Raw genomic sequence first — 16991 nt, 5'->3', positions numbered from 1 at the left:
AGAGCGCGATTATACGGGGATTGGACAGTTGTGGTCAGATCATGGATTGGCAGTGGCAAGCCGGCCGTCTTCGCGAGCAGGCTCGCTCCCACAGGGTTCTTTGTCGTTCACATGTTTTGTGCGCGCCAGGCAACCTGTGGGAGCGAGCCTGCTCGCGAAGGGGCCCGTTATGGCAACGGTGATCAGTCTTCTTTTTTCATCAGCCCGGCCAGGGCGGCAAACGGGTTGTGCGTGGCTTTGGCGATTTTCGGCGTGCTCAGCGAGCCTTCGCCGAAGTACTGCTGATCGGTATAACGCGAGTGCTCGTTATCGTGGCAATACAGGCACAGCAGCTCCCAGTTCGAGCCGTCCTGGGGGTTGTTGTCGTGGTTGTGGTCGCGGTGGTGCACGGTCAGTTCGCTCAGGCGCTTGCCGGAAAATTCACGGGCGCAGCGGCCGCAGACGTGCGGGTACATTTTCAGGGCTTTGTCACGGTAGCCCATTTCCTTGTCGCGCTGGTTGTCGGCAAGGATGCGGTCCAGCTTCGACGTGTTGGTGGGGGTGGACGAACTCATGGGTTCACCTTTGTAGAAAGACTGATGACGGTTATGCGCAGAGTTTAGCTCAGCCCTTGAGTTTCTCGGCAATCCAGATCGTGTGGCGGGTGCCCTTGTTGCCGTGGGCGAAGACCTGGACTTCTTCGGCCTTGAAACCGGCCTTCTTCAATTTGTCGGAAAATTGCCGGTCAGCGCTGGCCGACCACACCGCGAGCACGCCTTTGGGGCGCAAGGCCTTGGCGCAGGCATTCAGGCCCGCAGCCGAGTACAGCCAGCTGTTGGCCTTCTGGGTCAGACCTTCGGGGCCGTTGTCGACGTCGAGCATGATCGCGTCAAAGCCGTTGGGTTCGCTCTGCAGCACATTCGCCACGTCCTCCTGGCGGATCACCGTGCGCGGATCGAGCAATGGCCGGCCGGATTTTTCCCCCAGCGGGCCACGGTTCCACTCGACCACGCCGGGCACCAGTTCGGCGACCACCACCTCGGCACTTTTGCCCAGATGCTTGAGCGCCGAAGCCAGGGTGAAACCCATGCCGAGGCCGCCGATCAAAACGCGCGAATCCGGCCGCCCGGCGACCTTGCGGCACGGGATCTCGGCCAGCGCGTCCTCGGAACCGTGCATGCGAGTGTTCATCAATTGCCCGCCGTCGCCGCCCTGAATCTTGATGACGAAGTCCTCGCCATACTCGAACAGGCACAGGGCACCGCCGCTTTCAGGGATCGGGGTGGTGTCGAGCAGAACGAAACGTTTCATGGAAATCTCTACAGGGGGAAGGCAAGCAGGCGCGTTGAGAGTAGCCTGAGCACAGACTAGAGCCAAACGGAGCCCTTGATGAAGCGCACCATTCTAACGGTCATTGCCTTGGCCGCGCTCGCGATTACTGCAGCAAAAGCGCAGCAGACGATTCCGGTCAGCCCGACGCCGCAGCCCGGTTCGCCTGGCACCGCGACACCGACGCCGTATCCGCAGATCACGCCGATCACCATTCCCAAGTCCGGCGCCGGCAGTGGCAGCCCGCCGCTGGTGCCGATCGAAATGCCCAGCCCGCCGAGCAAGGATCAACCGGTGCCGGGCATCGAACCGAACGGCACCAAGGCCAAATCCCCCGGCGGTTAAACCTGTTGTGCTGCCAGTTGACCATCGGCCATGCGCAGGCGTTTCGACAGCGAGACGGCGAGGGCGCGGATGATCTTTGCGGCGATTTTTGGCGCGTCGTTGAGCATTTTTTCCAGGGAGTCCTTGCCCAGATTCAGCAACTGGCAGTTGCTCGCGGCAATGCAGGTGGCCGAGCGCCGTTCACCGTCAAGCACGGCCATTTCGCCGAACGCCCGGCCGCTGCGCAGAGTGGCCATGGTGATGACCTGGCCGTCGGCGCCGGTTTTCTGCACTGCGACCTGGCCGGTGTGGATGATGCACATGAAGCTGCCGGCGTCGCCCTCGTGAAAGATCGCTTCGCCTTGCGCCACGGTGCTGATGCTGAAGTAGCCGGAGGCGGCGGCAAAATCGGCCAGTTGCAATTGGTCGAACAGGCCGCAATCCATCAGCCAGTCGCGGATCTCGTTGTTCAGTAAAGTCGGTTCTGACATGTCGTCACAGTCTTTTTGTTTTTCACATTTCTGAAGGCTTGCACCGGCCCCTGTGGGAGCGAGCCTGCTCGCGAAAGCGTAGTGTCAGTCACCGACGATGTGGATGACAGGTCGCATTCGCGAGCAGGCTCGCTCCCACAAGGGGGCTGGGCTATATCGGCCCTTTGGGTCTGGAATTAAGACCCAGCCGGCCCACAGAGTTCCTCAGGCCAGGCCCAAAACCTTGAACACAAACGCATATTCGAGCGCTACGTCACGTAATCCCTGGTAACGGCCGCTCATGCCGCCATGCCCGGCGCCCAGTTCGGTCTTGAGCAGCAGCGGATTGTTGTCGGTCTTGGTCGCGCGTAATTTCGCCACCCACTTGGCCGCTTCCCAATATTGCACGCGGCTGTCGTTGTAACCGGCGATCACCAGCAGCGGCGGATAAGCCTGCGCGGTGACGTTTTCGTACGGCGCGTAAGCCTTGATCCGCTCGTAGACGTCCGGATCTTCCGGGTTGCCCCATTCGTCGTATTCGGTGACGGTCAGCGGCAGTTCCGGGTCGAGCATGGTGTTGAGCACGTCGACGAACGGCACTTCGGCAATCGCCACACCGAACAGGTCAGGACGCTGGTTCAGTACCGCGCCGATCAACAGGCCACCGGCGCTGCCGCCGCTGATCGCCAGTTTTTCTGCGGTGGTGATGCCGTTGAGAATCAGAAACTCGGCGCAGGCAATGAAATCGCTGAAGGTATTGTGCTTGTGTTCCTGCTTACCGGCGCGATACCACGCCTCGCCCAGTTCACCGCCGCCGCGCACATGGGCGATGGCGAACGCCATGCCGCGATCGAGCAGGCTCAGGCGCGCGTGGGAGAACCATGGATCGAGACTGGAGCCGTAAGCGCCGTAACCATAGAGATACAGCGGCACCGGTTTGCCGAGCATTTCGCGCTTCATCACCAGGCTGATCGGCACTTGCGTACCGTCCGGCGCGGTCGCCCACAAACGCTGACTGACGTAGGCGTCGGCGTCGAACGGGCCAAGCACCGGGGTTTCCTTGAGCACCGTTTGTTCGCCCGTGGCGAGGATCAACTGGCGCACCTGTGCCGGGCGATTCAATGCCTCATAACGCAGACGAATGCGGTCGCTGACGAATTCCAGGCTGTTTTGCACATAGAGACTGTAGGCCGCATCCGGCAATTGCACACGATACGGCGCCAATCCTTGCGGGTGCACTTCGATGATGGGCAGGCCGCCTTCGCGCAGGCTCAGGGTCATGGCCTCGGCGTTGAGACTGACGCCGTCGAGCATTACCTCATCGCTGTGCGGAATCAGGTTCTGCCAGTCCGCCTCGCTCGGCGCCACGCCAGTGTCTGGCGCCTGATACAGCGCATAGTTGATGCCGTCGCGGTTGCTGCGGATGAACCAGGTCCAGACGCCATCGAGCATGCCGTGATCGACGTCGTATTCATGGTCTTCGACCCGCGGCGCCAGGCAGGTGAACGGCAGATGCGGCTGGTTAGCGTCCAGTGCCCAGACTTCGCTGGTGGTCTTGCTGCCCAGCGACAGCAGCAACTGCTGCTCGGAGCTTGCACGGTAGCAGTGCAGGAAAAAGCGCCCGTCCGGCTCGTGAAACACCTCTTCGGCTGCGGTGCCGTCGAGGCGATAGCGCAACAGTTTGTGCGGGCGGTGCGTCTCGTCGAGCACGCCAAAAAACAGGGTCAGGCTGTCGTTGGCCCAGGTCATGCTGCCGTCGCAGTCGGCAAACTCCAACTCGCTGACGCGGTCGCTGGCCAGCTCTTTGACGAACAGCGTGTAAATTTCATCGCCCGCGGCATCGACGCTGTAGGCCAGACGCTGATGATCGGGGCTGATGCTGAACGCGCCCAACGAAAAGAACCCGCCGTTGGCCAGGGCGTTCGGGTCGAGCAACAGTTGTTCGCGGCTTTCGTCGAGCGTCAGGCTGTCGTCGGCCGGACGCGGGCAGCGATAGTGCCGGGCATATTCGTCACCCGCGGTGGTGCGCGTGTAATACAGGTACGGGCCCCACGGCGACGGCAGCGACAGATCGGTTTCGAGGATCCGGCCCTTGATCTCGTTGAACAGGGTTTCGCGCAGCTCGGCCTGATCGGCGGTTTGCGCTTCTTGATAAGCGTTTTCGGCCTTGAGGTAGTTGAGCACCGCGTCGGTGTCGCGCTCCTGCAGCCAGGCATACGGGTCGGCGCCGGGGGCCCGGTGGGCGATCGGGGCAGTCATGACATTGGCGGATTCGGACATGGAAGGCTCTCGGACAATTCGGAATCAGGGTTTTCGCGGGTCTTGATGACGCTGCAGATTCTGTGGGAGCGAGCCTGCTCGCGAAAGCGGTGTGTCAGACAACAATGTTTCAACTGACAGTCCGTATTCGCGAGCAGGCTCGCTCCCACAGGGATAACAGTGGCTGTCTGGTATTGGGACAAGCCGCATGGGCGAAAAGTCGTTACTATAAGCGCCTCTTTGCCTGCCTTGCCATGGACACCATGACCGAGAACGACTATCTGATCGCCTGGGGCCTTTACGCCTTTGCCGCCGTAGGCTGCCTGTTGGTATGGATGCGCCTGACTACCTGGATGTGGCGCTGGTTGCGCGAGCCGCTGCGTGTGCTGATGGCGGTGTTGCTGTTCAGCCCGACCATCGTTGATCCGGTGAAAGCCAAGGTTGCGCCGGCCATCGCCATTACCGCGCTGGATCTGCTGTTCAAGGTCGGCAACAACGCCTGGCGGGCGGTGTCCGACCTGTTCATGTACGGCATGATCGCGCTCGGCATCTATCTGGTATTCGTATTGATTCGGCTTCCGATCGAGCGCGCCTCCAAAGCACGCCGCGAGCAGGCCGAAGCGGCCAGGGCAGCGGCTCGCGCCGATGACCGCGACGACGATCAGCCGTTCGGCGGTGCCGGTGACGACCGCTATGGGCGCCCGCCAGTGCCGAACAATCCGCAGCGCATGCGGGTCGAGCCGCGTCTGTAACCCGAGAGTCCGCACATGTGTGAATTACTGGGCATGAGTGCCAACGTGCCGACCGACATCGTGTTCAGCTTCACCGGCCTGATGCAGCGCGGCGGTCGTACCGGCCCGCACCGCGACGGTTGGGGCATCGCTTTTTATGAAGGTCGCGGCTTGCGCCTGTTCCAGGACCCCGCGGCGAGCAGCGAGTCGGAAGTCGCCAACCTGGTGCAGCGCTACCCGATCAAGAGCGAAGTGGTCATCGGCCACATTCGCCAGGCCAATGTCGGCAAGGTCTGCCTGTCCAACACCCATCCGTTCGTGCGCGAGCTGTGGGGACGTAACTGGTGTTTCGCACACAACGGTCAGCTCGCCGAATTCACCCCGATCAAGAGTTTCTACCGACCGGTTGGTGATACCGACAGCGAAGCGGCGTTCTGCGATTTGCTTAACCGTGTACGCGCCGCGTTCCCGGAGCCGGTCGATATCGAAGTGCTGTTGCCGGACCTTGTCGCGGCTTGCGCCGAATATCGCAGCAAAGGCGTGTTCAACTGCCTGCTCAGCGACGGCGACTGGCTGTTCTGCTATTGCTCGACCAAACTGGCGCAGATCACCCGTCGTGCACCGTTCGGCCCGGCGCGGCTGAAGGATGTCGATGTGATCGTCGACTTCCAGGCGGAAACCACGCCCAACGACGTGGTGACGGTGATCGCCACCGAACCGTTGACCGAAAACGAAACCTGGACCCGCTACGAGCCGGGCCAATGGAGCCTGTGGCGACGCGGCGAATGCGTCAGCCAGGGCAAGACCGAATAAGGATTGCACCTCATGTTGCTCAGTTATGTACGGCTGGTGTTGTTTGCGGCGGGCCTGTTGATCGGTGTCCAGGTGCCGGGGTTCATCAACGATTACGCCCAGCGTGTCGAAGCGCATCTGATCGAAGCGCAGACCGGTCTGCGTGGTTTCCAGGGCACGGCCGAGCAGTTCTTCAAAGGCGACATGCAGGCCTTGGTCGCGCATTACCGCGCCAGCGAAGACCCGATATTCCGCAGCGATGCCGACAGCCTGAACACCTTGCTCACCCGTCAGGTTGCGCTGGACAAGCAGTTCCAGGCGATGCAAGGGCCGTGGTACATCCGCTTTCTGCAAGTGGTGCTGGCCGCCGATCCGGACATTCGCAAGGAAACCTGGAACGGCTACAGCTACCAGATTCTACTGACCCCGGAAGCGATGATCTGGGGCATGAGTGGCGCGTTGCTGCTGTCGTTCGGCATCGAATGCCTGTTCCGTCTGATCGACTGGGTTGTGCTCGGCGGTCGACGCCTGCGCCAGAGCCGACCGATCGAAGACCGCGATGTGCGCGGGTTGTAGGGGCGGCGCAGCCGCTCCATCGGTGTTCTGCAAACTCTGTGCGGCGGACCGGGGAAGGCGAGACAGGATCAGTCGTGCGCGAATGTGATTAAGCCAATGGCGCGCGGCCCATGCGTCCATTGACGAATGCCGGCTCGCTGATCAATACCCCGCACCCTTCTGAGTCATTGAGCGCAAATTGGAATAATTTTCCAGACCTTCACCCGCTGCCGGTAATTGATATTAGAATGACATCCAAGATGGTGTCTCAAGACGCCTCTGTGAATGTGCACATTTTGATGGAGCGGGTAAGTGATGGAGCCGATGGCGCTGGTGACCTTGGTAGTCTGGGTGAGCGTGGTGTTCTTTGTTGGCTGGTGCGTGATGCTGTCGCTTGCCGAAATCTTCCGACATACATGGAACTGGGTGGATGATCACTCTCGACCTATCACGCGAAACCCATTGATGTCATGGGTGCAGCGCCTGTTCTTCCGTGACGGCGACGCGAGCGATGTCTGGCTGGGTGTGGTGCTCGTAACGCTGTGGCCGCTTTACGTGATGGTGCTTTCACTGTTTTTCGCAGCGAAAGGCGTGAGGGCCGTGCGTCGCTGGTATAAGCAGCGCCAAGCCACAGCGGTGCAAGCGTAACGCCCAACGGATACAGCTAAAGCAAGACTCCTGTAGAGCCTGCCAAAAACGCCAGCGTTGACCAATGTGCGGTAGCCGTCCGCGCTGGCTGAGTAATAGCGAGCCGGTAATTTTACAAGCATTGCAAGGCTCTTCACACAGGCGTGATACGTTGCGCTTGTCTGGTGCGCGGTTTGGATCACGCCGCTTGGCAGGCTGGGAAGCAGTGGATTTCTCCCTTGGTCGAAGCGGCGACGAGGAGTGCCTGCGTATGGGGGGATCACGGTGTGAGACTGATGTGATGTTCATCCACCACGCGGGCATAACCCTCAAGCACTTGTCGACATAACGTCACAATCTCCTCGACCCACTCAACCCCGATCCGCCACGACACCACCACCGGTAAATCCGCCGGCCGCTGATCGATATTCAGCAGGATCAAATCCCCCCGCGCCAGCTCTTCGGCCACCAGTACCGGCGGCAGTACACCAATGCCAAACCCGTCACGTAATAACCGCGTGATCGCCGACACCGAATTCACGCAATTCAAACGCGGCGCCACCACGCCATTGGCCTGCATCAACGCTAACAAGTCCTGATGCGGCCGCGAGTTTTTCGAGTAGGTGATGATGCGTTCCTGCGCCAGTTCGGCGAGGTCGGCGTAGTCGCGGTGGTAAATCGACTGGCTGGCGACGATCCAGCCCAGCGGATGGCTGGCCAGTTCCAGACTGCGCACGCTTTCGTGGCGGATCAGGTCGGTCTGCAGAATGATGTCGAGGAAGCCTTTTTGCAGTTGATCGCAGAGATTCAACGCCGTATCCGCGACCAATTCGATTTCTACCCGCGGGTACAGATCGGTCATCTGCGCCACCAACGGGCTGAGCCAGGTGTGAATTACCGTGTCCATCACACCGATGCGCACCCGGCCAATCTTGCTTGAACGGGTCTCGATCGACTGTTTAAGCGCCGCCATGGTGTCGAGCATCTGCTCGGCGTAGTCGAGCACTTTCAAGCCTTCGGGCGTCAGGCTCACGCCGCGCGAGTCACGCAAAAACAGCTTCACCCCAAGCTCGCCTTCGAGCACCGCGATGCGGCTGGAGATCGACGCCTGCGTGGTGAACAGCTTGTCGGCGGTCAGGCGAAAACTCTTCAGTCGGGCGACCCAGACAAAGGTTTCGAGAAACTTCAGGTTCATGGGCATGGCTCGGGTGACAAATTTTTCTTATGCCTAAGGCGGGTTTTTATTCGTTGGACGCACAAGCGCCGTGCGGCGAAAAATCGGCGCATGCGGTTCCCACGATAGGCGTCGTCGGAGCTTCGAACAAGACCAATAAAAACCTGCGGAGATTTGCCATGAGTGCTCCCGATACCCTCCCTTTGGCCAAGCCGGCGACGCGTCCGGGGCCGTTCGACTGGTACCGCAATATCAATCAGCAGGAGCGTCGCACGTTCTGGAGTTGCAAGATCGGCTACGGCCTCGATGGCATGGACACGCAGATGCTCAGCTTCGTCGTGCCGACCCTGATCGCCATGTGGGGCATCACCACGGGCGAGGCGGGGTTGATTCATACCAGCACCCTGATCGCTTCGGCCATTGGCGGCTGGGTTGCCGGAATTCTCTCTGACCGCATCGGTCGCGTGCGCACCTTGCAGCTGACGGTGCTGTGGTTCGCCTTCTTCACTTTCCTCTGTGGCTTTGCGCAAAACTACGAACAATTGCTGATTGCCCGCACCTTGATGGGCTTCGGTTTCGGCGGCGAGTGGACTGCCGGTGCGGTGTTGATCGGCGAGGTGATCCGCGCCAAGGACCGCGGCAAAGCGGTGGGCATGGTTCAGTCCGGCTGGGCGTTGGGTTGGGGCCTGACGGCGATTCTTTATGCCGTGCTGTTTTCGCTGTTGCCACCGGAAGACGCCTGGCGCGCACTGTTCATCCTCGGCATTGTGCCGGCGATTTTCGTGATTTTCGTGCGCCGACTGGTGAAGGATCCGGAGATCTATCGCGAGGCCAAAGCGGCGCAAACGCCGGAAAACCCAGCGAAGTTCTACGAGATTTTCGCGCCGGGCATGCTGTTCACCACGTTCCGCGCGTCGTTGCTGACCACTGGTGCGCTGGGCGGTTACTACGCAATCACTTCCTGGCTGCCGACCTTTTTGAAAAACGAGCGCGGCTTGAGTGTGCTGGGCACGGGCGGGTATCTGGCGATGGTGATTGTCGGGTCTTACGTCGGCTATGTGATCAGCGCCTATTTGACTGACCTGCTGGGGCGCAAAAAGAATTTCATCCTGTTCGCGGTCGGCTCGTTCACCATTGTTCTGCTTTATACGCAGATGCCGGTGAGCAACGGTGTGATGCTGTGGCTGGGCTTTCCGCTGGGCTTTTTCGCGTCAGGAATTTTCAGCGGCATGGGCGCGTTTCTCACTGAGCTGTTCCCAACGCGGATTCGTGGTTCGGGGCAGGGCTTCTGCTACAACATCGGCCGCGCATTGGCGGCACTGTTTCCATTGTTGATTGGCCTGCTCAGCCAGAAAGTGCCGTTGAGCGTAGGTATCGGCGCGTTCGCGGCGGTGTCGTATGGCGTGGTGATAATCGCGGCGCTGAGCCTGCCGGAAACCCGTGGCAAGCAACTCGACGCGCAGTAACTGATAACCTGCCAGGCAAAGTCCTACAGAAAAAAAGATCAGCACCTACAGGAGTGTTCACCGTGAACCGCCTGCTTTTGAATTGCGACATTGGCGAGAGCTTCGGCAGCTGGACCATGGGTCTGGACGCCGAGGTCATGCCCTTCATCGATTGCGCCAACGTGGCCTGCGGCTTTCATGCCGGCGATCCGGGCATCATGCGCAAGACGGTCAGCCTGGCTTTGAGCCATGGCGTGCAGATTGGCGCGCATCCGGCTTATCAGGATCTGGTCGGCTTCGGCCGGCGTTCCATGGCCTATTCCGCGCAAGAGTTGCAGGACATTCTGCATTACCAGATCGGCGCTCTTGACGGCATATGCAAGGCGCAAGGCGCGCGGGTCAGTTACGTCAAACCCCACGGTGCGATGTACAACGACATGATGGCCAACCCGGCGCAGTTGCGCGCAGTGATTCAGGCGATTGCGGCCTACGACCGCAGTCTGCCGTTGATGTTGATGGCTACGCGTGACAACGCAGCGGCGCAGCAGATCGGCGATGAGTACGGCGCGACCCTGTGGTTCGAAGCTTTTGCCGACCGAGCCTACGACAGCGCCGGCCGGCTGGTCTCGCGACAACTGCCGGGCGCGGTGCACCACGATGGCGAAACAATTGTCGCGCAAGCGCTGATCATTGCCCGTGGCAACGACCTCACGGCCAGCGACGGCAGTGCCTTGCGCCTGCACGCCAATACCCTTTGCGTACACGGTGACAACGCCAGTTCGGTGGCCGCCGTACAGCGCATCCGTGAGGCCTTGAATCAGCTGAGTGCGCCATGAATCCCAAGGTTGAAGTGGTCGCACTGGATTGCCTGATGCTGCGTCTGTTCGATGAAATCGCCGAAACCAACATGCCGTGGATGCTCGCCGCCAGCGAGCGTTTACGCGCAATCTTTGCCGGGCATCTGATTGATCTGGTGCCGTCTTATACGACGCTGATGGTGCATTACGACCTGACTGCTTTGAGCCCGGCGCAAGCGCGAGAGTTGATCGCCGAGGCGCTGGTCGATCTGTCGCCGAATGCACGCGCTGCTGGCCGGTGCCATGTATTGCCGGTCTGGTATGACCTCAGCGTCGGCCCGGAACTGCGCCTGCTTGCTGAGCGCGGCGGGTTGGCGGTGGGAGAGGTGATCCGCCGCCACAGCGCTCGGGAATATCAGGTGTTCGCCCTTGGGTTTGCGCCGGGGTTCGCCTTTATGGGCCTGGTTGAAGAAGTACTCGCCGCACCGCGTTTGAACACCCCGCGCAAGAAAGTCGCGGCCGGCAGCGTCGGCATCGCCGAGCGCCAGACCGCCGCTTATCCCGTCGTGTCTCCGGGTGGCTGGAACCTGATCGGGCGCACGCCGGCAAAACTGTTCGACCGTGATCGCGATGGCTACAGCCTGATGCAGCCCGGCGACACCGTGCGCTTCGAAGCGGTCAGCCATGCCGAATTCATCAACCTGGGCGGTGACGACACGCCGTTGGAGGCACAGGCATGAGCCGACTGACGATTACTGCAAGCACACCGCTGTGTCTGTTGCAGGACGCCGGGCGCTTTGGCGTGCGGCATCTGGGCGTGACGCAGGGTGGCGCGGCGGATTGGTGTTCGATGAGCTGGGCCAACTGGTTGCTCGGCAATGCGCTGGATGCCACGGTGATCGAAATCACCCTCGGCGGTTTTGCGCTCGTGGCTGAGGAAGCGTGTTGCCTGGCACTGGCAGGCGCGGACCTTGGCGCGCAGATCGATGGCCAGCCGCTGGTGCCGTGGCGCAGTTTCAAACTCGATAAAGGACAGACGTTGCAACTCACGCAGCCGTTGCTCGGTGCCCGAGCCTATCTGGCAGCACCTGGCGGGTTTGCGGCGCCGAAGGTGCTGGGCAGCTCCGCGACCGTGGCGCGTGAAGAACTCGGCGGTCTCGATGGCATGGGGTTGCCGCTGGCCAAGGGTGCGACGCTGGAATATCACGGGCCATCCCGGCCAATGCGTGAAGTGCCCTGCCAGCGTCAACCTGACCTGCGATCACATAAACCGCTGGATCTGGTGCTCGGCGCACAGATCGGCCAGTTCAGCGGGCAGAGTCTGTTCGATGTATTCAACACGGCCTGGACTCTGGACAGTCGCGCTGACCGCATGGGCATTCGCTTGTTGGGCAATGCCTTGCACTATCAGGGTCAACCGATGATATCCGAGGGCATTCCGCTGGGGGCGGTGCAGGTGCCGCCGGACGGGCAGCCGATCGTGCTGCTCAATGATCGCCAGACCATTGGCGGTTATCCGCGGTTGGGGGCGTTAACGCCGCTGGCTCTTGCCCGATTGGCGCAATGTCTGCCGGGCGACAGGGTTCGGTTTACGCCGGTCATGCAGGAGCGCGCATGGCAAGCTCATAGCAACTATCTGAAGTCCTACTTGTGATTGTCCGAGCTTCGGACTGAAAACCGGGACGATTCGTTGAGTCTGAGTACATTGCCCTACATTGCTTTTCGGCGATGTGTGGAATCATCGAGCTTCATCTCTCACAAGGAAGTTTCAGATGCGTTCTATGAAAGTCAGTGTTCAGGTTAGCGTTGAAGGCGCGGCCAGTGTCGAGCGTCATATCGTCGAGTTCTATGAGTCAGGCGAAAATGATGCGATTTATACAGCCAGAGTGGACCGTTTTGGCAATCTGCAGAAATTGAGCATCGACAAGATCGGTTTCGAAGGATTTTCGAGCATGTTCGAACAATTCATATCCAGGACGCGCCTGGATTTGAAGCGCGCGTTGGATCGGTTTCACCGTGGCGATCAGAACGGCAGATCCATGCTGCTGATTACCGAGGATCACGCCTCGGCGGAGGCTGCCAGGGCTGTCCTGTTTCGCTTTTTTGCCGCAGACGGCGAAGTGAAATACGAAGAGGTACTTACACCTGAAACCGATCTGGAACGAAAAAAACGGCGCAAGCTGCAGGCCCAGAAGAGGATAGAGATGGCGCTGGTGGCAAAAAGGCGAGGGGTGCAACCTCCGGTCATTTGCGAGACGGATGACCGCGAGTTCATGGACAGGCTTTGCAAGTCTTACATCAACCTAGGCTGGTAACGGCTACCGGGTTTCTGGATCGTCCTCACGCGGAGCGAGGGGACGATCCGGTGTTTATTTGGATAAAAATCTCATGCCTTCTTCCAGCCCGCGCAGTGTCAGCGGATACATCTGATCCTCGATCAGATCGCGCACGATATTGGTCGACGAGGTATAGCCCCAGGTATCTTTCGGATACGGGTTGATCCAGATGAGTTTCTTGTACTTCTCCATGAAACGCTGCATCCAGACATAGCCCGGTTCTTCGTTCCAGTGCTCGACGCTGCCGCCGGCCTGAGTGATTTCATAGGGGGCCATCGCGGCGTCGCCGATAAAGATCACTTTGTAGTCGGCGCCGTACTTGTGCAGTAGATCCTGCGTCGAGGTGCGCTCGGAGGTGCGGCGCATGTTGTTTTTCCACACCGATTCATAAATGAAGTTGTGGAAATAGAAATATTCCAGATGCTTGAACTCGGTCTTGCAGGCCGAAAACAACTCCTCGCAGATTTTCACATGCGCATCCATCGAGCCGCCGATGTCGAACAGCAGCAACAGTTTCACTGTATTGCGCCGCTCCGGACGCATCTGGATGTTCAGCAGGCCGGCATCCTTGGCGGTATGGTCGATGGTGCCATCAATGTCGAGTTCTTCCGCCGCACCCTGGCGAGCAAACTTGCGCAAGCGACGCAGAGCGACCTTGATGTTGCGCGTGCCCAATTCCACCGAATCATCGAGGTTCTTGTATTCGCGCTGATCCCAGACCTTGACCGCTTTGCCCTGGCGCTTGCCGGCATCACCAACCCGAATACCTTCCGGATTGAAGCCGCCGGAGCCGAACGGGCTCGTACCGCCTGTGCCGATCCATTTGTTGCCGCCGGCGTGGCGTTCCTTTTGTTCTTCCAGACGCTTCTTGAATTCTTCGATCAGTTTGTCCAAGCCGCCAAGGGACTGGATCTGCGCACGTTCTTCGTCGGTCAGCGAACGCTCGAATTCCTTGCGCAGCCAGTCTTCGGGAATCAGCGCCTGCAAATGATCGTCGAGCTTTTCCAGACCATTGAAATAGGCCCCGAAGGCACGGTCGAACTTGTCGAAATGGCGCTCATCCTTGACCAGAATCGCTCGCGACAAGTAATAGAACTCGTTCATGTCGGCGAAGGTTACGCGCTGTTTCAGCGCGTTGATCAGGTCGAGCAGTTCACGCACCGACACCGGCACTTTCGCTGCACGCATTTCATTGAACAGGTTGAGCAACATGGCAGCAGCCTCTTAGCGGGTGCCGCGCCGGCTCATGAACGCCAGACGCTCAAGCAGTTGCACGTCCTGTTCGTTCTTCACCAGTGCGCCTGCCAGCGGCGGAATGGCTTTGGTCGGATCGCGCTCGCGCAGCACCGCTTCGCCAATGTTGTCGGCCATCAGCAGCTTCAGCCAGTCGACCAGTTCCGATGTGGATGGCTTCTTCTTCAGGCCGGGCACTTTGCGCACATCGAAGAACACGTCCAGCGCTTCGCTGACCAGATCTTTCTTGATATCCGGATAGTGCACGTCGACGATCTTTTGCAAGGTGCTGCGATCAGGGAAGGCGATGTAGTGGAAGAAGCAGCGGCGCAGGAACGCATCCGGCAGCTCTTTCTCGTTGTTGGAAGTAATGATGATGATCGGGCGTTTCTTCGCCTTGATGGTTTCGTCGATCTCGTAAACGTAGAACTCCATCTTGTCGAGTTCTTGCAGCAAGTCATTCGGGAACTCGATGTCGGCCTTGTCGATTTCGTCGATCAGCAGAATTACCCGCTCTTCGGACTCGAACGCTTCCCAGAGCTTGCCCTTCTTCAAGTAGTTGCGCACATCGTGAACTTTTTCATTGCCAAGTTGCGAATCACGCAGACGGCTGACCGCATCGTATTCATACAGGCCCTGATGGGCCTTGGTGGTGGACTTGATGTGCCAGGTGATCAGTTTGGCGCCAAACGACTCGGCCAGTTGTTCGGCAAGCATGGTCTTGCCGGTGCCCGGCTCGCCCTTGACCAGCAGCGGCCGCTCCAGGGTGATGGCGGCGTTGACCGCCAGCTTCAGGTCATCGGTGGCGACGTAGGCCTGGGTGCCTTCGAACTTCATCTGCTAATCCTCGAACGGTAACGCCGACCTGACGGGCAGGGCGGGGGCGAAATAATCGGATGCCCGACTATAACGCGCAGCCCGGGCGACTGTGAACGCAGACGGCGTATTCAGTCTCTGAATGGGGCGTCACATGTTGACTCAGTCTCGGCTGATGGCCAGTATTCAGGTATCGCCGATTTGGCGATAGTCTTGCGGCATGTCTACTAAATATCGATTTCGCGATAAATACCGAATTCAGCTGCGGGAAAAGGATCACCCACCGCCTTACGTTCACCTTACCGGTGGCGGCGTTGATGTGATGCTGAGCCTTGAGACCATTGAAGTGATGATGGGCAAGGCACCGCCGCTGATTGTCAAGGAGGCCCTCGCATGGGTGGCCGCGCATCAGGCGCAATTACTGGAGGATTGGAAACGATGTTACCCATGAAGCGGCCTCGTCTGGCCGCTGTAACAGTGCTGCCGGATCTGCGCCTGGCGCTGACGTTCATTGATGGCCAGCAGATGACCCTCGATCTGGGACGAGACATTCGTGGATTTCCGGGGCTACGACCGTTGCTCGATAGCGACGTGTTCGCCACTGCAACGCTCGATGAGGACGGCTGGATGGTTGAATGGCCTGAACCGGATATACAGATCGGCGCAGACACCCTTTATATGGACGCGCTGGCACAGAATGCACTGGATGAAAACACCCGGATCTTCATTGACTGGCGCGCCCGAACGGGGCTATCGCTTCAGCAGGCCGCCGAGGCGTTGGGCGTCAGTGCTCGCAGTATCAGCCGTTACAGCAATGGTCGCGAGGCCGTGCCTCGTTCGCTCGCGCTGGCTTGTCTGGGCTGGGATTCGCTGCAACAGCCGTCGACCATCGCAGCAGAAGATAGCGGCCGTTATATCGTCAACCATAAACCCTAACCCTCGTCCGGCTTTGGCCGCTCATAACGGGCGTTGAACGCTTGAATGAAGCCGTTGCGCAAAATCTGCAAAAACGCTTCGAACGCATTGATATCTTGCTGGTGGACATTTCCGCTGAGTTCAACACGTGTGGCGAACTGGTTTTTGTTCTGGTTTTTCAGCACGGTTTCGGTGCCGCCGACCAGCGCTTCCCAGATCGAGCGGAAAATGCCCTTGTTCTTGTTTTCCACGTCCTGCTGCCAGTTGAACACGTCAACATCGCGTAGCAGCGGTTTGATGTAGCCGGTGAGCTTTGCATTGTCTGCCTTGGCTTCGATGACCACGTCGCCGTGGCCGGCGTTGAAGTCGAACTTGCCATAGGCTGACGCAAAGTCGTTCATGCGTTTGAGTTCGATATCGCGGGCGCGCAGGCGGAATTCGAAATCTTCGAAGTCGCTCAGCGGATCGAAAGTGGCGGTCACTTCGACGGGGGCATGACCCAGCAGCAGGGCCTTGCCTTCGAACAGGGCGTCGCGTTTGCCTTCCTTGTCGACCACGTTGGTCAGGTTGTAAATGCTCGCGTTGACCTTGCTCGCATTCATGTTCACTGGCGGCTTGGAGTTGAAGTTGCGGAAGGTGATGCGGCCATCGTTGATCTGCACTTCGTCGAGGGTGATCGGCAGCAGTTTGCCTAGTTGCTCGCGCCAGTCGGTGCCTTGACCTGTCTGGGAGTTCTGCTTGTTGGCGCCGCCATCGACAAAGTTGATTTCCGGGTTGAGGAACTGTACCTGCGCGACCACGGCATGGTCGTACCACAGCGAGTGCCAGCTCACCGACAGGTCGATCAACGGGGCATCGACGAACGGCACCGGTACCTTGCCGTCGACCTTGACGATTTTCAGACCATTGATTTTGTAGGCGCCGCGCCACAAGGCAAGGTCAACATCGGTGATCTGACCGCGGTAATCGCCCATGTCGGCTAGCTTGCCATTGAGGTAGTCGCGCACCAGATAGGGCAGGGCGATGTGCAAGGCCAGCAGCAGCACGACGGCGCCTGCGAGGGTCCAGAGCGGCCAGCTGTAACGACGCTTCATGACGACGGTTCCTGAATAAGGGTCCTTGAGGATTCTTTGCGATTGACTGCGCGCGTTCGCAGACGTTCGACCCGACTGGACTGTGATGGGCAACAGGCTTACCGTGGAAGGCTGA

At 59.6% G+C, this 16991-nt stretch carries 20 protein-coding genes; 12 read left to right on the top strand and 8 right to left on the bottom strand.

Annotated elements, in window-relative coordinates:
- Positions 1–182: 182 nt before the first annotated feature.
- Positions 183–554 (bottom strand): YajD family HNH nuclease, encoded by a 372-nt coding sequence (locus tag ACGSLL_RS12000; protein WP_007944009.1) that lies wholly within the window; start codon positions 552–554, stop codon positions 183–185.
- Positions 555–603: 49 nt separating this feature from the next.
- Positions 604–1290: a spermidine synthase gene (locus ACGSLL_RS11995; protein WP_093103748.1), complete on the bottom strand. Its 687-nt coding sequence runs from the start codon at positions 1288–1290 to the stop codon at positions 604–606.
- A 78-nt stretch (positions 1291–1368) separates the two neighbouring features.
- On the opposite strand from ACGSLL_RS11995, the gene ACGSLL_RS11990 reads away from it, so the two are divergent.
- Positions 1369–1653: a hypothetical protein gene (locus ACGSLL_RS11990; RefSeq protein ID WP_394506044.1), complete on the top strand. Its 285-nt coding sequence runs from the start codon at positions 1369–1371 to the stop codon at positions 1651–1653.
- Here the strand turns inward: ACGSLL_RS11990 and ACGSLL_RS11985 are convergent.
- Both ACGSLL_RS11985 and ACGSLL_RS11980 read right to left on the bottom strand, forming a co-directional pair.
- Positions 1650–2123 (bottom strand): cyclic nucleotide-binding domain-containing protein, encoded by a 474-nt coding sequence (locus ACGSLL_RS11985; RefSeq protein WP_090282232.1) that lies wholly within the window; start codon positions 2121–2123, stop codon positions 1650–1652. The genes ACGSLL_RS11990 and ACGSLL_RS11985 overlap by 4 nt on opposite strands.
- Before the next feature lie 204 nt (positions 2124–2327).
- The gene (locus ACGSLL_RS11980; RefSeq protein WP_394506042.1) at positions 2328–4382 is read right to left on the bottom strand and encodes a S9 family peptidase; all 2055 of its coding nucleotides are present in this window, start codon (positions 4380–4382) and stop codon (positions 2328–2330) included.
- A 233-nt stretch (positions 4383–4615) separates the two neighbouring features.
- Between ACGSLL_RS11980 and ACGSLL_RS11975 the strand changes: the two genes are divergently transcribed.
- The 4 genes from ACGSLL_RS11975 to ACGSLL_RS11960 all read left to right on the top strand — a co-directional run bounded on the left by ACGSLL_RS11975 (position 4616) and on the right by ACGSLL_RS11960 (position 7087).
- The gene (locus tag ACGSLL_RS11975; RefSeq protein WP_394506040.1) at positions 4616–5113 is read left to right on the top strand and encodes an MFS transporter; all 498 of its coding nucleotides are present in this window, start codon (positions 4616–4618) and stop codon (positions 5111–5113) included.
- Between the two features lie 15 nt (positions 5114–5128).
- Positions 5129–5905, top strand: a complete 777-nt coding sequence (locus ACGSLL_RS11970; protein ID WP_186532168.1) for a class II glutamine amidotransferase — start codon at positions 5129–5131, stop codon at positions 5903–5905.
- Between the two features lie 12 nt (positions 5906–5917).
- Positions 5918–6460 (top strand): DUF2937 family protein, encoded by a 543-nt coding sequence (locus tag ACGSLL_RS11965; protein ID WP_394506037.1) that lies wholly within the window; start codon positions 5918–5920, stop codon positions 6458–6460.
- A 291-nt stretch (positions 6461–6751) separates the two neighbouring features.
- Positions 6752–7087, top strand: coding sequence for a hypothetical protein (locus ACGSLL_RS11960; protein WP_394506035.1), 336 nt, complete (start codon positions 6752–6754; stop codon positions 7085–7087).
- A 259-nt stretch (positions 7088–7346) separates the two neighbouring features.
- Here the strand turns inward: ACGSLL_RS11960 and ACGSLL_RS11955 are convergent, their stop codons facing one another.
- The gene (locus tag ACGSLL_RS11955; protein ID WP_394506033.1) at positions 7347–8261 is read right to left on the bottom strand and encodes a LysR family transcriptional regulator; all 915 of its coding nucleotides are present in this window, start codon (positions 8259–8261) and stop codon (positions 7347–7349) included.
- A 158-nt stretch (positions 8262–8419) separates the two neighbouring features.
- On the opposite strand from ACGSLL_RS11955, the gene ACGSLL_RS11950 reads away from it, so the two are divergent.
- The 5 genes from ACGSLL_RS11950 to ACGSLL_RS11930 all read left to right on the top strand — a co-directional run bounded on the left by ACGSLL_RS11950 (position 8420) and on the right by ACGSLL_RS11930 (position 12797).
- Entirely contained in the window at positions 8420–9706 is a 1287-nt protein-coding gene (locus ACGSLL_RS11950) for an MFS transporter (protein WP_394506031.1), read from the top strand.
- Between the two features lie 62 nt (positions 9707–9768).
- The gene (locus ACGSLL_RS11945; protein WP_394506029.1) at positions 9769–10521 is read left to right on the top strand and encodes a 5-oxoprolinase subunit PxpA; all 753 of its coding nucleotides are present in this window, start codon (positions 9769–9771) and stop codon (positions 10519–10521) included.
- On the top strand, positions 10518–11222 hold the full coding sequence (locus tag ACGSLL_RS11940) for a 5-oxoprolinase subunit B family protein (RefSeq protein WP_394506027.1): 705 nt from the start codon (positions 10518–10520) through the stop codon (positions 11220–11222). Before ACGSLL_RS11945 ends, ACGSLL_RS11940 begins: the two co-directional genes overlap by 4 nt.
- A complete protein-coding gene (locus ACGSLL_RS11935; RefSeq protein WP_394506025.1) occupies positions 11219–12136 on the top strand; it encodes a 5-oxoprolinase subunit C family protein in 918 nt (305 codons plus the stop codon). Before ACGSLL_RS11940 ends, ACGSLL_RS11935 begins: the two co-directional genes overlap by 4 nt.
- 118 nt (positions 12137–12254) lie before the next feature.
- The gene (locus ACGSLL_RS11930) at positions 12255–12797 is read left to right on the top strand and encodes a hypothetical protein (protein ID WP_394506023.1); all 543 of its coding nucleotides are present in this window, start codon (positions 12255–12257) and stop codon (positions 12795–12797) included.
- Between the two features lie 54 nt (positions 12798–12851).
- On the opposite strand, the gene ACGSLL_RS11925 is transcribed toward ACGSLL_RS11930, so the two are convergent.
- The gene (locus tag ACGSLL_RS11925) at positions 12852–14030 is read right to left on the bottom strand and encodes a vWA domain-containing protein (protein ID WP_394506021.1); all 1179 of its coding nucleotides are present in this window, start codon (positions 14028–14030) and stop codon (positions 12852–12854) included.
- Positions 14031–14042: 12 nt separating this feature from the next.
- Positions 14043–14888, bottom strand: a complete 846-nt coding sequence (locus tag ACGSLL_RS11920) for an AAA family ATPase (RefSeq protein WP_076566454.1) — start codon at positions 14886–14888, stop codon at positions 14043–14045.
- Between the two features lie 199 nt (positions 14889–15087).
- Between ACGSLL_RS11920 and ACGSLL_RS11915 the strand changes: the two genes are divergently transcribed.
- Together ACGSLL_RS11915 and ACGSLL_RS11910 are read left to right on the top strand one after the other, a co-directional pair.
- Positions 15088–15318 (top strand): DUF4160 domain-containing protein, encoded by a 231-nt coding sequence (locus tag ACGSLL_RS11915; protein ID WP_394506018.1) that lies wholly within the window; start codon positions 15088–15090, stop codon positions 15316–15318.
- Positions 15306–15803, top strand: coding sequence for a helix-turn-helix domain-containing protein (locus tag ACGSLL_RS11910; RefSeq protein ID WP_394506488.1), 498 nt, complete (start codon positions 15306–15308; stop codon positions 15801–15803). The genes ACGSLL_RS11915 and ACGSLL_RS11910 overlap by 13 nt, the downstream gene beginning before the upstream one ends.
- Here the strand turns inward: ACGSLL_RS11910 and ACGSLL_RS11905 are convergent.
- Positions 15800–16876, bottom strand: coding sequence for a DUF748 domain-containing protein (locus tag ACGSLL_RS11905; RefSeq protein ID WP_394506016.1), 1077 nt, complete (start codon positions 16874–16876; stop codon positions 15800–15802). The genes ACGSLL_RS11910 and ACGSLL_RS11905 overlap by 4 nt on opposite strands.
- Positions 16877–16991: the final 115 nt, after the last annotated feature.

Origin of the sequence: Pseudomonas retamae, from assembly GCF_043496865.1 — a bacterium.
In the GTDB taxonomy this organism is placed as follows: domain Bacteria; phylum Pseudomonadota; class Gammaproteobacteria; order Pseudomonadales; family Pseudomonadaceae; genus Aquipseudomonas; species Aquipseudomonas retamae.
The sequence above is the reverse complement of the archived record's forward strand: the minus strand, read 5'-3'. Positions and strand labels throughout refer to the sequence as shown.

Coding starts and splice junctions, on each gene's coding strand:
- ACGSLL_RS11930 (WP_394506023.1), top strand. CDS start 12,255: ATGCGTTCTATGAAAGTCAGTGTTCAGGTTAGCGTTGAAGGCGCGGCC.
- ACGSLL_RS11920 (WP_076566454.1), bottom strand. CDS start 14,888: ATGAAGTTCGAAGGCACCCAGGCCTACGTCGCCACCGATGACCTGAAG.
- ACGSLL_RS11950 (WP_394506031.1), top strand. CDS start 8,420: ATGAGTGCTCCCGATACCCTCCCTTTGGCCAAGCCGGCGACGCGTCCG.
- ACGSLL_RS11975 (WP_394506040.1), top strand. CDS start 4,616: ATGGACACCATGACCGAGAACGACTATCTGATCGCCTGGGGCCTTTAC.
- ACGSLL_RS11970 (WP_186532168.1), top strand. CDS start 5,129: ATGTGTGAATTACTGGGCATGAGTGCCAACGTGCCGACCGACATCGTG.
- ACGSLL_RS11935 (WP_394506025.1), top strand. CDS start 11,219: ATGAGCCGACTGACGATTACTGCAAGCACACCGCTGTGTCTGTTGCAG.
- ACGSLL_RS11940 (WP_394506027.1), top strand. CDS start 10,518: ATGAATCCCAAGGTTGAAGTGGTCGCACTGGATTGCCTGATGCTGCGT.
- ACGSLL_RS11995 (WP_093103748.1), bottom strand. CDS start 1,290: ATGAAACGTTTCGTTCTGCTCGACACCACCCCGATCCCTGAAAGCGGC.
- ACGSLL_RS11985 (WP_090282232.1), bottom strand. CDS start 2,123: ATGTCAGAACCGACTTTACTGAACAACGAGATCCGCGACTGGCTGATG.
- ACGSLL_RS12000 (WP_007944009.1), bottom strand. CDS start 554: ATGAGTTCGTCCACCCCCACCAACACGTCGAAGCTGGACCGCATCCTT.
- ACGSLL_RS11990 (WP_394506044.1), top strand. CDS start 1,369: ATGAAGCGCACCATTCTAACGGTCATTGCCTTGGCCGCGCTCGCGATT.
- ACGSLL_RS11955 (WP_394506033.1), bottom strand. CDS start 8,261: ATGAACCTGAAGTTTCTCGAAACCTTTGTCTGGGTCGCCCGACTGAAG.
- ACGSLL_RS11910 (WP_394506488.1), top strand. CDS start 15,306: ATGTTACCCATGAAGCGGCCTCGTCTGGCCGCTGTAACAGTGCTGCCG.
- ACGSLL_RS11925 (WP_394506021.1), bottom strand. CDS start 14,030: ATGTTGCTCAACCTGTTCAATGAAATGCGTGCAGCGAAAGTGCCGGTG.
- ACGSLL_RS11915 (WP_394506018.1), top strand. CDS start 15,088: ATGTCTACTAAATATCGATTTCGCGATAAATACCGAATTCAGCTGCGG.
- ACGSLL_RS11905 (WP_394506016.1), bottom strand. CDS start 16,876: ATGAAGCGTCGTTACAGCTGGCCGCTCTGGACCCTCGCAGGCGCCGTC.
- ACGSLL_RS11980 (WP_394506042.1), bottom strand. CDS start 4,382: ATGTCCGAATCCGCCAATGTCATGACTGCCCCGATCGCCCACCGGGCC.
- ACGSLL_RS11965 (WP_394506037.1), top strand. CDS start 5,918: ATGTTGCTCAGTTATGTACGGCTGGTGTTGTTTGCGGCGGGCCTGTTG.